This window comes from Porphyromonas pogonae, assembly GCF_036320655.1.
In the GTDB taxonomy this organism is placed as follows: Bacteria; Bacteroidota; Bacteroidia; order Bacteroidales; family Porphyromonadaceae; genus Porphyromonas; species Porphyromonas pogonae.
On sequence record NZ_CP143258.1, the window covers coordinates 2666067 to 2680039 of the forward strand.

Sequence of the window (13973 nt, forward strand, 5' to 3'; positions counted from 1 at the left end):
AGCACATGCGGGAGAAATCATTTATGTAATAAAAAGAGAAGCTTTCAGAAAAATCTCATATAGACTTCTCCACCGGCATTACAAAAGCCCTAAGTCCCTGTTCCGGGGTAGCGGTATCGAGCTGATGCAGGTCACTCAATATCGCATCCACCCTATCTTCGTCACATATCACCATCATAGCAGAGTTCATGGTAGGCCAAGCGTGTGAACCCAAATGCGGCTCACCATCCGCAGAGCCTTGACCGGCAACCTCCGTCCAAGTAGTATAACCTTTCAGGGTGTTCTTGTGAAGAATCCGCAATATCAATGGGTGATATGCCTGATTATATGTTATGAATATACATTTCTGCTGTTTCATGCTTTATGATGCTTTACTTTGAGTTTTTTCTCCAGTCGTTTACGTTCTCTTTTCACTCCTATGCCGGATATGGAAGCATATACTGTGGGCACAATGATCAGTGTAATAAGTGTCGAAAATGCCAATCCCCATGCCACAGTGATCCCCATGGGTTGCCATAGCTCTGAGCCTTCGCCAATACCTATTGCCAGCGGCACCATACCCAATATAGTAGTGAGGGTAGTCATCAATACAGGTCTTAAGCGCGATTTTCCGGCTGTGGTCACAGCTTGTAGGATACCCATGCCTCGCTCACGGCAGAGCCTTGTATAGTCGATAAGCACGATACCGTTTTTCACCACTATACCCATAAGCATGATAAGCCCTATCAGAGCCATGGCCCCAAAAGGTTTTCCGCTCAACAGTAAACCTATAATAACACCACTTATAGCAAATGGAATAGCAAACATAATCACAAAAGGATCAACAAGACTCTCAAACTGTGCCGCCATCACAATAAACACAAGCAGTATGATAAGTAGCATGAGCGTACCGAGATCGGCAAAAGATTTCTGCTGGTCTTCATATGTTCCCCCTATAGTATAGGTAATGCCTGAAGGGATTTGCATCGACTTCATGGATTTATTGGTATCCTTGACCAAGTCACTCAGCGCTGCGCCTTTGGCCACTGAGGCCGTTACTGTCACGACACGAGATCTGTCCTTACGATCGATGGTCGGGGGAGTATCACGCTCTACAATATTGGCCAAGTCTCCGAGACGTATACCTTTTCCCTGTGGGGTATATATCATGATGTTGGATATGTCCGTCATAGACTCACGGAATTTAGGATCAAGATGTACCCTGATCTTATACTCCTCACCGTCTTCCCTGTAATAAGAAGCGATATTCCCCGTCAAACCCGCTTTCACAAATGAAGCAGCACTACTGATATTAAGCCCATTATCGGCCAGCTTCTGCCTATCGAACTCAATACGATATTCCGGTTTGTAGTCCTTACGGCTGATATTGGCTTCGGCACATGCTTTAGACTTATGCAAGTCATCCAAAAGTTTCTTGGCCACTTTGTCCGTCTCCAAAAAGTCATGTCCAAAGATATCTATCTTCACATTAGCTTGACCTGTGGCTCCTCCTCCTTGGCCTGAGCCTATGGTATAGCTTGATACTTCGGGGAAATCATCCACTATCTTACGCAACTGAGCAGAGATCTCACCAATACCACGCTCACGCTCGGACCGTGGCAAAAGATTTATGTAGAAAGAGAGGATGTTATTTCCGTTTTCATTGATTGCAGACATACTGTTGTCCTCATCAGCCTGCCCTGCCGTCATGGTACATACATCAATCTCTTTGACCTCTTTGATCCATCGGTCATAGATACGCTGTCCCACCTCTTTGGCAATAGGCATATTAGTTCCCACAGGGAGCTCCACCGTCGCTGTAAGATAAGAGTTGTCTGCTTCCGGCATAAATTCCGTCTTAAGCAATGGAGACATCATGAGAGTCAAAATAAATAATCCCAATGTTCCCAAAATAACCAATGTGCGGTGATGCACCCCCCAATGCAAGAAACGCCCGTAATAAGTATCCACTTTGTCGAGGAACTTATCAATCGGTGTGAATATCTTCTTTTGCAAGCGAGACTGCTTGGGATTACGTTTGAGTAAAAGCGAACACAGCATCGGAGTCAACGACAAAGCTGCTATGGTAGATACTATCATCACGATACTCACAATCCATCCCAACTGACGGAACAATATTCCCGTAAAGCCCTGCACCATCGTGAGCGGAAGGAATACCGCCAACATAGTCAAAGTAGAAGCTATTACCGAAATACCCACCTCATTGGTAGCATGCACTGCAGCTTGCTTGGGATAACTACCCCGCTCTATATGCTTGGTGATATTCTCAAGCACCACAATAGCATCATCCACCACCATACCTATAGCTATGGATAGGGAGCTAAGCGATATAATATTGAGAGTATTGCCTGTAGCCATCAGGTATATAAACGCTCCTATCAATGATATAGGGATAGTGATAACAATGATAATAGTCGCTCGCCAACGCCCTAAGAAGAACAACACCACTAACATAACTACAAGGAAAGTAATGAAGATAGTGCTCTTGAGGCTATCTATCGTCTTTACGATAAAAGTAGAAGTATCCACTACATATTTCACCTTGACATCAGAGGGCAGGCCGCTTCTGATCTCAGGGAGAGCTTTGGCTATAGCTTGTGATATCTTCACCGCATTGGCATCAGCTTGCTTACGTACTACAATGATAGCACCACGGTTATTATTGGCATAGATCTCCTGCTGGCGTTCAGCCTCTGTATCTACAACACGAGCTACATCCCTCAAGTACACATTATGGCCTTGATAATTGGCTATCACAAGGCTTTCGAGCTCTTTGGGGTCTCTCAACTCACCTTGTACTCTGAGAGAGTTGGTCTGCGAACCCACATCAATAAGCCCCGTAGAGATGTTACGGTTTTCAGCGCCTACGATCTGAGCTATTTGAGCTATAGGGATATTGTAAGCCTGTAACTTGTATGGGTCACAATAGATCTGAATCTCCCTGTTTACGGTTCCTACCACCAATACCGTACCCACACCATCGATGCGAGCCAAGCGATTGGTAAGTTGATTCTCCAGTATTTTTTTGAGAGATCCTGTACTCTGTTTGGCTTCCGCCGATAGTACCGTAACAGGAATATCATTGGAACCGAACTTAAAGATCATAGGACGCCCTACTTCATCCGGGAGCAGGTTCGATATGAAGTCCAGCTTATCGCGCACATCGTTGGTAGCCTCGGCAATATCCGTTCCCGCCTCAAACTGCAAGGTTATTACAGAGATGTTATCCTGGCTTTTTGACGTAATATGCTTCAGGTTACTGATACCGTTGAGCACATTCTCCAGTGGCTTCGTTATATTCGTTTCGATATCCTCTGCACTAGCTCCGTTATACGAAGTCAGCACCATGATATTATTAGTCTCGATATCCGGCATCAAAGAGGTTGATAGCCGTGTAAGCGAAAATAAGCCTAAAACAAATATCCCTATGAAGATGAGACTTGTGGTTACCGGTTTCTTGACGGCAATTTCATAAATACTCATAATTGCATTATCCCTTCTTTATTTTTACGGTTCCACCGTCCGTAAGATTATTCAAGCCCGCAGTGATGACCACTTGGCCGGGCTTCAAACCCGAGATCACCTCGAAGTATTTACCCTGCACCTTACCGGCCTCCACTTTACAGTAGTGAGCTTTGCCTTCATCATAGAGATATACATATCTATCTCCGCTGCCCGGCTGCTTCATTACAGACTGGTAAGGTACCAGCACAGACTCCTTGTTTCCAAAACTCATATTCACACGGGCATACATTCCCGGTCTTATCTGCTGGTCTTTATTGGCAATTTCTATCTCCACAGTGAAAGTGTGAGACATAGGGTCTATCGTAGGATGAATAAGCGATACATATCCCTCGAAAGGTTTATCGCCCAGTGCATCCACTGTTATATTTACCGGCATTTTGAGTTTGAGTGATTTATAATAGTCTTCTGATACATTGATCACCAACTTCACCGGAGATATCTGCTCCACGGTAAGTATAGGAAGCTGTGGTGAGGTCACATCACCATCATCATAGTTCTTGGCTGTGACAAGACCTGATATAGGGCTGCGAAGAGAAGTGTTCTGAGCGAGATTACCATACTGCGAGCGAGCTATCTCCATGGCTGTCTTGGCTGATTCCCACTGAGACTTGGATATGCCTCCTATCTTGTACAGCTCATCCATTCTGGCAAAATCAGTCTTCGCCTTATCCAGTTGCACTCTGATCTGTGAGAGCTGAGAGCCTTCCATCCGAGCCAAAGCTTGCCCCTGACTGACCCGATCACCTACTTTCACATAGATCTTTTCTACACGCCCTCCCATCTGAGCTGAGATATTGTTCTTCACTTTGGAAATTATGGCAGCGGTAAACTCTTCTTCTATATTAATGGAACCGGTAATCACCGATGCCGTATCTACCAACTTTGCTGCTGATTCTGTGGAGTCTTGTGCTTTCTTGTTATCCGCTTTATTGCCACAAGAATTGAACATCGGTGTCACAACCATCAGAGCTATGATACCCGAAAATATAAATCTCTTATTCATCTGAGACTGTTGTTTATTTGAGAATTATTCTTGTATGTATAGATGGGTTCCACTCCGGAAAGTTTATCCATTTCCGCACGTGCCACCATAAAATCATATATCGCTTGATTATAGTTCAGCTCCGCTTGCAACAGAGCCAGATCCGCATCATTGAGTTCTACCAGAGTGCTTTCTCCCGTTTTATACCTCACTTGGGCAATCTGATATCCTTTTTTGGCCATACGTACCGCTTGTTCGGCAGCAATATATCGCTGCACGGCATTCTTGAGCTGCGTGCGTCCATTGAGGATACCCAGCCGTGTCTGTTGCTCAGCATCATGGCGCGACATCTCCATTTGTTGTAGTGATATCTTATTAGCTTTGACACTGTAATACCTATCACCTCCGCTAAACAATGGAATTTTCAGGGTGAGGTTGAGCATTGAATAAGGTGTCCAGCGTTTGCTATCGTCCAAATTGAACTTATTACTCATGTAATTATAGTTGTACAAAAAACCCAATGACAAAGTGGGGAGATAAGCCAGTTTACTTATCTTGAGGTTGTCCTTGAGTTGTCCTTGCTGTATACTCAACTGGCGTAGAGCAGAGTTATTGGTAAGTATAGTATCCACAGGTGCCAGACTTTTTGAGATCAGGTCGTCTTTGTAATGTGTCAGAGAGTCCTTGATTATGATGTTGTAATTCTGATCCAGATCAAGCAGAACTTTGAGACGAGCCTTCGCCAAGTCAACAGACTGCTCGGCCTGCACCATATTGGGCTCAATATTTCTCCGTTGCACATCGCTACGCAACAGATCGAACTCCGCCACCAATCCTCTGTCAAACTTTTCTTTGATTTGGTTATAATTGAGAGTGGCATTATCATGGCTACGCTTAAATACCTCATAGGAGTCTTTGGCCAGGAGTATGCTGTAATATGCCTTCTTCACTTCAGCCACAAGATCTATCTTGCTACCTCTCGATTTCTCTTTGGAAAGCTCAATGTCTTTTTCCGTCACAGCCAACGTGCTCCATAACTGCGGTGCAATGATAGGAATACCCGCCTGCACCCCCGTCTGTATATTATGAGTTTGTCCCACCTCGAAAGCCACCGGCTCTCCTTTGGTAGGCATTCCCGGCATACCGTCGAAATACATTTTCTGCTTCTTAATGGTGTAAGAATAATTGGTATTCCAATCGATTTGAGGCAGAAATTTGCTCCACGTCTTTTTATGATCGTAATTCTTTTTTACAATCTCCAGATCCGCTACTTTTATTTTGGGATTCTCACTGAGAGCTACTCTCACGGCATCATCGAGTGAGAGTACCAAGGTACTATCCTTCTTTTGAGTATTGGCAGCCAACTGCATGCTACAACAGATGGATGATATTGACAATACGGAAAAAACCCTGACAATCCGTATCAACTCCTTTTTTAATATTCTATTCATCAAAAAGCTCTTTTATTCAACAGAAAATGAACATTCATTCTCCCTCTTATCAACGCATTTCCGATAATATAATTTGAATAACTAAAGATATGTTCAACAGCTAATCTAACAATTATGAAATAGCGTCTTTTCTATTTGGGACAAAGCACCTGATTTTCCAAACCTGCCCCGGTGCCTCAGGGCAAAAGTAGCGAACTATCGCCATAGCTCAAGAATCTGAATCCGTTTTGCATCGCATAGTCATATACTCTGCGCCAGTCCTCACCAATAAAAGCAGAAATGAGCAAAAGCAATGTGCTGCGAGGCTGATGAAAATTGGTAATCATCCCCTGCACGATGCGAAAACTATAGCCCGGAGCAATCAAGATACCTGTGGGAAATACAAGTTGGGATGTATCGTTGCGATCAAGCCAACTCACTAGCGCCTTCAAAGCATCCTCTTTGACCGGCAAGACAAGGTCTTGCGTTGTTCGATAAGGCTCCCACTGTGTTACGCACAACTCCTCTGCCGTAAGAGAGGGCTGAGCCATCAATTTCACACCCAACCAATACAGACTCTCCAGTGTACGCACAGAGGTAGTACCTACGGCAACAACCCTCCTGTCCTTGCCCTGAAGCATCTTTTGCAAGGTATCACAATCCACAATAACAAGCTCCTTGTGCATCATGTGTTCTCCTATCGTATCACTTTTTACGGGTTTGAATGTGCCTGCACCCACATGTAGCGTTACATCCAGTATACCCACCCCCCTACGCTGTAAAGCATCATTGACCTTTTCAGTAAAATGAAGTCCTGCGGTGGGAGCTGCCACACTACCTTGCTCACGGGCATATACCGTTTGATAAGTGATGAGGTCCGTTTGCTCCGTATCTCTATTGAGATAGGGCGGTATAGGCAAGATGCCCATAAACTCCAAGATGTCTCCAAAGGTATACTGCTCACGATCCCATGTAAAATGCACAGTATCGGTATCCAACCTATGTGCAGTGAGGGTGATGTTGCCATCAGGATGCTCAATGGTTTTGTGCAGCGGAGCCTCCTTCCACCTCTTGGCATTACCTAACATACAATGCCAAGAACATCCGATATGTGACTGCAAAGACAATTCGTAAGTATGAGGGTTGATAGGGTCAAGACAAAAAACCTCGACCTGCGCACCGGTATCCTTCCGAAACAAAAGTCGTGCACGTATAACCCGTGTATTATTGCGCACCAATAAAGTATCAATGGGCAATACATCAGGCAAATCACTGAATGATGTATAAGAAATATCACCTTTACGGTAGACGAGTAATTTAGATGAATCTCGCTCGGTGAGTGGATATTTGGCTATTCTGTCATCAGGAAGATTATAATCGTAATCTATAATCGAAATTTGCTCTGTTTCCATACTACGCAAAAGTACTTAAAATAAGTATAATAGTATGTAAATGCATTATAATATTTTTCTACACAAAAAACGATCTCACCTCTTGACAAGCTAATCTTTATACACATCTTTTAATTTTTTTGTTTCATGAAAGATAGTACAGTGAGGTGCTCATGGAAAACCTTTAGACCTTTGCATATGGTATTATATCCTGGAGGTCCGCCAGATTTTACATAAGCTTTCCATGATCCCAGTCGGGCTATTATCCACGAAGCCCAAGCTAACGAATCTTCCCGAAAAGGATTATTCCCATCTTTTGATCGAGGAGACTCTTTATGTAGCATTTCCATCTCTAGATGCAGCATCTCGCACTCTTCCTCTGTAAAGAGTCGATTACATGAAACGCTCTCATTGGCAGTGTCATATTTTTTCTTTAGAGTCATACACTTTAGCACAACATAGAACCCCATTGCCATAAGCTTTTTCATCGCCATACCGTTTTCTAATTGGGCAGAGGTAATACCCAAGCCTTTGGTTTTCATTAATCTAAAGACTTCTTCGATATGCCATCGATACTTGTACCACTGTATAATCCGGAGTGCATCTTCCTTACTCTTTACTTCGTGCGAGGTGAGCAAACGCCATTCGATAGGCTTTTCACCCTCGGGAACGCTACCGGCATCTTCTCTGACATGAACGTAGTGGCAGCTAATACTCTTTGAAACATCGTCTTTACCATTACCTGTGTTGCCGAAAGTGACTGGTGCATATTTGACGTCGAACAACGCCTTGCGAGGTTTACGCCTATTTTGCCTAGTGATCTGGGATGTGCAACTGAAACTAACCGGTTGTTTATCCAACCATTCGATGATACGTTCTTTTTTAGATTTTGAATCTCCCTCGAGAAGCCGATTGTGAATGGAGCGAATCAGAAAATCACATCCTTCTTCCAACGTCTTACTCATGACGGTGTAGATATCATTCTCACGATCACCCACCATGGTTTTACGTAAATTTTCTGGCAAATTCGCGTTTGCCATTTTAGCCGATGCAGCCCAACGAGACGATTCTTTCTCATTAAATCCAATTTTTTTACGCAGCTGTTTCTTCTGGCGTGCGTCTTTGCGATCTCTGTTATACAACTCAATCGAACTATAACCCATAGGGGTTTCCGTCTCAGGGTCAAAGAGCAAGCAAGGATGAGCAAAGATGCTGTACTCCGAACTCTTGTTGGTTCCATACCCATAATCTTCGTCATTAGGGTTTAATCGGCCACTGATATTATCAAAAGTAAACTCTGTAGTATCCTGAATGCAAAGCACATGCTTAAGATCTTTGCAACATTGTGCGCTATTTGCGGTAACGCAGTCCAAAAACTGATCCATTTTCCATCTTTTATTATTTAGGAGTCGATAAGCCCCCTGCCTTTCTGCATGATTCTTAAAACAACTGTTCATGACCCCGTCCACACGACGTGTCATTGCTGCCAAGACGAAATATAATCGCTTAGCGATACGTGCATCTTTTATGACGCCTGAAAATGTTAAGTTACATATATAAAGATACGAAAAAAACAACGAGGATACAATGCAAGAAATTGAATAAAAGTATGTTAAATCGTTGAGATATGTGTATAGATTAGCTTGACAAGGGGGGTGTCATTGTTGTATCTTTGCTGACAAGCACCCCTCAAATATATTTATTACGTCTATTTACTTTCGGTTTTATATTGTCATGGCTATACTTACAATTACAATAATACATTGCCTTTTAATCGCCATCAGGCTTATTGCTGTGATGGGGGCGCCGTCTTCACTCATGAGTGCTTTGCCGTCATATCTCTATAATCACTGTTTATACAGAGCCGAGATAGCAGGATGCTACAGCTACGGAGCTATACCACCCGTGATAAATAAATATCATAGCATGGTGATGATACAAAAAATGCACTACGATATTTGGGAGAGTAATAAGCTTGTATTGACCGAGAGATATATACACATTAAATGTGCTGAGCAATATCTTACTCATCCTTACTTACATCAAAACAAGCCAATTGCTACACCGAAATTTACATCTGTATACTTATAAGTACCTTGGAGATACCGTATTGCAGAAAGATCAATCAATTGATTTTATTATCCACATCAAATAATCCATCTTTTTACATAAAATAAAAAAGGAGGGCTCAAGGTTGATAACCTAGAGCTCTCCTTTGGTTTTATGCAAATATTATAGCTGCTTTGTGTCCGTATTTTAGTTAAAATGTTTCCGTGTTTTAGTTAAGACACGACAGCGTTTTAGTTAAGACACCAAAACATTACAGCTAAAACACGAAAACGTTTTAACTAAAACACGAAAGCAACACCGTTATTATACGTTTCAGAAAGAAAACACCAGTATATCAGCTCACAATACCTTATTGTAATAACTTATCGAGACAGGAAAAATCTATATCTTTAGAAAATTAAGTATCACAATGTCACACTCATTACCTTATCACAGCTGTAACACGTTGCTTCTCTTATACTCTATGCCGTTATAGCCATGTAATGGTAACATATTGAAAGCGACGAGCACCCGTTTTTCACAAAAAATCAGATGCAAAAGGGATAAATTCCCCGCCGAAGCAAAAGAGACCGTTGCATAGCAGGCAAATTGCTTCGTTGCTTGCGAGATTCGCGCTTGGTCATTTACCTGAAGTAAACTCCCTGTGCACTCACTCTTAGCGCCTTGCACTTTACCCTCTCTGCCCGGTCAAAGTGTCTCTTGTCGGCTTTGCCTCCATAATCCACGAGACTGTTGACTTTTGCAACAGTCTTAAAAGGGATTAGAGGCAAGAAAAGCCCTTTAAACAAGAATATATTTACCCCCGGACTCATCATATAATAAAAAACCTGAAACCCGCTCATAAGCGGATTTCAGGAATATGAAAGGGTTATGACTATAGAAACCTAAAACTCAATACCGGCCTTGAGAATAAGACCATTGTAGCTTTTTCTATATTTTCTGACAGTTGTTTTATCCTCATACAGTTCTGTAGTATCGCCCCCCTTGATGGAGTATCCAAGACCTACATACAGAGCCAAGGGTATGCTCTCCGTCTCTATCGCATAGCGCCCACCTACAGTGAACTCGCCGAGAAAGCCATTGAGCTTGCTCAACCCGAATCCCGCTTTGATATCGGCATACGGAGCAAGCTGACGGTCAGTCATTTCACCACGCAGATTACCGAAGATTGAAAAGCCTGTAAAACTGTTGTTATGATTTTCACTGATAAAGTCAAAACCGGCTCCAAGCCCTGCAAAAAAGTTTTTATTGATCTGATATCCGTGTGAGGTGTAGATAGAGAAAGAAGGAACCGCAGGTACCAACCCTATTTCGACAAAACCTCTGTAACCTAAAGTCTCGGAAGAATCAAAAAGCAGAACGTTTTTGTCCCAGTCCTCTTCTTCCCTGCTGATATCAGATTTCTTGAATAAAACCACATTACCATCAGAAGTCTCTATTACCAGACTACCGTCTTTGCGGGTATCAATCACGTGTCCTTTTATAATAGAGCCATTCTTGAGATAATACACTTTGTCCTTGGAAGACTGAGCAAATACAGTGCCTGCAACCAAGAGAAAAAGCGTGAAAATAGAGATAAGCTTTTTCATGAGTTAATTGAAAGTATAGTTATTAGTTAAGTATTTTATTTGGCATAACTTATTGATCGAGTTTCACGTATCACTGTTATTTTTACTTGTCCGGGATAAGTCATTTCGTCCTGAATACGTTTTGCCAGTTCACCTGACAAGGTAGCGATAGAGGCATCGTCTGTGTTATCGGCACCCACTATTACACGCAGCTCACGACCAGCCTGTATAGCATACGTCTTGACTACTCCGGGATATGAGAGTGCAAGCTGTTCCAAATCGTTGAGGCGCTTGATGTAAGCCTCTACGATCTCACGGCGAGCTCCGGGACGAGCTCCGCTGATAGCGTCGCACACCTGTACTATGGGAGCAATGAGAGAAGTCATCTCTATCTCATCATGGTGAGCTCCTACAGCATTGCATATATCAGGTTTCTCCTTGAACTTCTCACAAAGCTTCATTCCCAAAAGTGCGTGTGGCAATTCGGGTTCGTCATCGGGCACCTTACCGATATCGTGTAGCAGACCTGCCCTCTTGGCTTTCTTGGGATTGAGTCCTAACTCAGACGCCATGATGGCGCACAGATTGGCTGTTTCACGAGAGTGCTGTAGTAAGTTTTGGCCGTAAGAAGAACGATACTTCATCTTACCTATCATCCTGATGAGTTCCGGGTGCATGCCGTGAATACCTAAGTCTATCACCGTGCGCTTACCGGTTTCTATCACCTCTTCTTCTACTTGTTTTTTCACCTTTGCTACTACTTCCTCAATACGGGCGGGGTGTATACGTCCATCCTGCACCAACTGATGCAGAGCCAAACGTGCCACTTCGCGACGCACGGGATCGAACCCGCTGAGCACTATAGCTTCGGGGGTATCATCTACGATGATCTCTATACCGGTAGCAGCTTCGAGAGCACGTATGTTACGACCTTCGCGACCGATGATACGTCCTTTGATCTCATCGCTTTCGATATGGAATACAGTCACTGAGTTTTCTATGGCGGTCTCTGTAGCTACACGCTGTATAGATTGTATCACGATGCGCTTAGCCTCTTTGTTGGCTGTCATCTTAGCCTCCTCGAGTATCTCAGACACATAAGCCTCTGCTTGGTCTTTGGCCTCGCTCTTCAAGCTGTCTACCAACCGATCTTTGGCTTCCTCGGCAGATAGTCCGCTGAGAGATTCGAGATGCTCAAGCTCTTTGACTCTGAGGTCTTCAAGCTCTACTTTTTTCTTATCGATGATACCCAACTGGGCTGTAAGGTTTTCTTTGATGGCGTCTATCTCTGCATTTCTTTTGGAGAGTTCGTCCTGTCTTTGGTTCAAAGAATGCTCACGGTTTTTGAGCTTTGATTCTACTTGTTTGAGTTTGTTGCTACGCTGAGAAACTTGTTGTTCGAGCTCACCCTTGAGCTGGAGGAACTTTTCTTTTACTTCCAAAAGCTTTTTTTGCTTCAGGACTTCCGATTCTCTTTTTGCGTCTTCTAGTATTGTCTCTCTTTTCTGCTTGAGGATACGCTCATTCAAAAACCACATGGCAGCCGCTCCCAAAACAAAAGCAAAGGCAATAAGCAATATTGATCCTATTCCCATATTCTAATAATTCTTTAGCTAATTATTCTTGTTATAATATCCTGTTTTTACTGTAACGTTTAAGGCGAAACTTTCATTGACGAGAGCTTTGTGGCCATGAAAAACACAAGGAAGTAACGGGATAGAAATCTAAGAACAGGTCACAGATTAACGATGATAACGAAGCAGAAAATCCTCAATAGATTCATTGAGTTCCTCCACCTTACGGTGCAGAGCTTCCTGATTCTTTTCGGCCTTGAGTCTGTGATAATGATAAGCAGCATCCACGGCTGTCATCATCAGATATCCGTTTGCAGGGATAGTCGACTCATTGGGATATTTATGGCGATAGCCTTCGAGCCTACCCGAGATAAACGAGCCTGCTCTTCTGAACAAAGGCTCTTCGTCTCTGGGAATCAACATGGTCAAGTGATTGGAATCTATCACCAAGTTGATACGCTGAATATTATTTTCGCTTTCGGGCTTCAACATTATTCGGTTTCTAAAAGTGCTATGCACTTGTCAACATCTCTGATTAATTTTGCCAAACGAGCTTTGGCATCTTTCACCTCTTTATCCTCAGCTGAAAGAGCTTTGGCTGTCAGTAATGTCCTATTCTTTGTTTCTGCTATTTTAAGCAATTCGTCAAATTCCTTAAGTTGGTTTTCCTGACAGAGAATTGTCTTGCGCAAGGACTCAATCTCATCCTGCTGCGCACGAACCAAACCCATCAGCTTTCGAATATTACTTTCGAGCCTCAAAAGGTTTAATTGTTCCCGATCAGTCATAGCTCCACCTTTATAATGCAAAAGTAACTAATTACTTTGATAAATTTATTAAATCACTACATTTTGAATGTTTTTCTGTGCAAAGGAGTTAATCCGAATATTTCTATTGCGGCACGATGAGCCTTTGTAGGGTACCCTTTGTTTGTGCACCAATCATAGGCCGGATAATCCTCTGCCCTGCCTCTCATATAATCGTCTCTATAGGTTTTGGCCAGAATGGAAGCCGCTGCTATAGAAGCATACTTACCGTCGCCCTTGATAACGCATGTATGCATTATACTCGGGTACGGATCAAATCTGTTACCATCGATAAGCAGCCTATCAGGCTTGATGGTCAAGGAGTCAATAGCTTTGTGCATAGCTTTGAAAGATGCATGCAAGATATTGATCTCATCTATTTCTTCAGGACTGCAAATACCCACCGCCCATGCCAGTGCGGTCTGCTCGATCACAGGGCGAAGCAAATAACGTTTGCGTTCGGTGAGTAGCTTGGAGTCATTGAGTAATGGGTGGTAAAAAGTGGGTGGCAAAATAACGGCGGCAGCAAATACAGGGCCTGCCAAGCAACCCCTGCCGGCCTCGTCACAACCACACTCGACAAGTCCGTCGTCAAGAAAAAAGCTTTCAAGCATATTGCCTTCCCCC

Annotated in this window: 11 protein-coding genes; all 11 read right to left on the reverse strand. The window is 43.2% G+C overall.

The annotated features are described in order from the left end of the window. Positions 1 to 55: 55 nt before the first annotated feature. Complete coding sequence (locus VYJ22_RS10650; RefSeq protein ID WP_329904038.1) at positions 56 to 358, reverse strand: PG0541 family transporter-associated protein; 303 nt, start codon at positions 356 to 358, stop codon at positions 56 to 58. Further along, positions 355 to 3483 (reverse strand): efflux RND transporter permease subunit, encoded by a 3129-nt coding sequence (locus VYJ22_RS10655; RefSeq protein WP_329904039.1) that lies wholly within the window; start codon positions 3481 to 3483, stop codon positions 355 to 357. The genes VYJ22_RS10650 and VYJ22_RS10655 overlap by 4 nt, the downstream gene beginning before the upstream one ends. A 7-nt stretch (positions 3484 to 3490) precedes the next feature. Beyond that, complete coding sequence (locus tag VYJ22_RS10660) at positions 3491 to 4528, reverse strand: efflux RND transporter periplasmic adaptor subunit (protein WP_329904040.1); 1038 nt, start codon at positions 4526 to 4528, stop codon at positions 3491 to 3493. Then, positions 4525 to 5958 (reverse strand): TolC family protein, encoded by a 1434-nt coding sequence (locus tag VYJ22_RS10665; protein ID WP_329904041.1) that lies wholly within the window; start codon positions 5956 to 5958, stop codon positions 4525 to 4527. The genes VYJ22_RS10660 and VYJ22_RS10665 overlap by 4 nt, the downstream gene beginning before the upstream one ends. Before the next feature lie 176 nt (positions 5959 to 6134). Further along, positions 6135 to 7349, reverse strand: coding sequence for an S-adenosylmethionine:tRNA ribosyltransferase-isomerase (locus VYJ22_RS10670; protein ID WP_329904042.1), 1215 nt, complete (start codon positions 7347 to 7349; stop codon positions 6135 to 6137). Between the two features lie 110 nt (positions 7350 to 7459). Further along, positions 7460 to 8809, reverse strand: coding sequence for an IS4 family transposase (locus VYJ22_RS10675; protein ID WP_329903271.1), 1350 nt, complete (start codon positions 8807 to 8809; stop codon positions 7460 to 7462). Positions 8810 to 10282: 1473 nt separating this feature from the next. After that, entirely contained in the window at positions 10283 to 10987 is a 705-nt protein-coding gene (locus VYJ22_RS10680) for a hypothetical protein (protein ID WP_329904043.1), read from the reverse strand. Positions 10988 to 11022: 35 nt separating this feature from the next. Continuing rightward, positions 11023 to 12561, reverse strand: a complete 1539-nt coding sequence (gene rny / locus VYJ22_RS10685) for a ribonuclease Y (protein ID WP_329904044.1) — start codon at positions 12559 to 12561, stop codon at positions 11023 to 11025. Between the two features lie 147 nt (positions 12562 to 12708). Next, positions 12709 to 13032 carry a cell division protein ZapA gene (gene zapA, locus VYJ22_RS10690; protein WP_329904046.1) on the reverse strand — a complete coding sequence of 108 codons (324 nt, stop codon included), beginning with the start codon at positions 13030 to 13032 and terminating at the stop codon, positions 12709 to 12711. Continuing rightward, positions 13032 to 13328 carry a hypothetical protein gene (locus VYJ22_RS10695; protein WP_329904047.1) on the reverse strand — a complete coding sequence of 99 codons (297 nt, stop codon included), beginning with the start codon at positions 13326 to 13328 and terminating at the stop codon, positions 13032 to 13034. Before VYJ22_RS10695 ends, zapA begins: the two co-directional genes overlap by 1 nt. Positions 13329 to 13384: 56 nt before the next feature. Beyond that, on the reverse strand, positions 13385 to 13960 hold the full coding sequence (locus tag VYJ22_RS10700; protein ID WP_329904049.1) for a ribonuclease HII: 576 nt from the start codon (positions 13958 to 13960) through the stop codon (positions 13385 to 13387). Positions 13961 to 13973: the final 13 nt, after the last annotated feature.